This is a genomic window from Flavobacterium sp. AK-301, assembly GCF_058310215.1.
Window position 1 is genome coordinate 1 of record NZ_JBZEES010000054.1, and the last position, 523, is coordinate 523.

Genomic DNA, 523 nt, shown 5'->3' on the forward strand with positions numbered 1-523 from the left:
TTGATGCGCTGGGCTTCGCCGCCGGACAGTTCGGTGGCCGGCTGGCCGAGCCGCAGATAGCCCAGGCCGATGTCGCGCAGCACGTTCAACGCGCGCATCACGCTGGCTTCGTCGGCGAAGAAGTCGCAGGCGGCGTCGACGGTCAGGCGGAGCACCTCGGCGATGTTTTTATCGCGCCACGTGACTTCCAGCGTCTGCGCGTTGTAGCGCGTGCCGTGACATGTCGAGCAGGGCGCGTAGACGCTCGGTAGAAATAGCAGTTCGACGCTGACAAAGCCTTCGCCTTCACAAGTCGGGCAACGGCCTTGCGCCACGTTGAACGAAAAGCGGCCCGCGCTGTAGCGGCGCTTGCGGGCGAGCGGCGTGTCGGCGAACAGCTTGCGCACATGGTCGAACAGGCCCGTGTAAGTGGCAAGGTTGGAACGCGGCGTGCGGCCGATCGGTTTCTGATCGACGCGCACGAGTCGCCGCACGGTGTCCATCCCTTCGGTGATGCGGCCTCCGGTCGGCACGGCGGTGGCGG

Annotated in this window: 1 pseudogene; it reads right to left on the bottom strand. The window is 66.3% G+C overall.

Annotated features, from left to right (window positions below):
- Positions 1-523: pseudogene (locus AC4FQX_RS15210) on the bottom strand (excinuclease ABC subunit A); the annotation flags it as partial.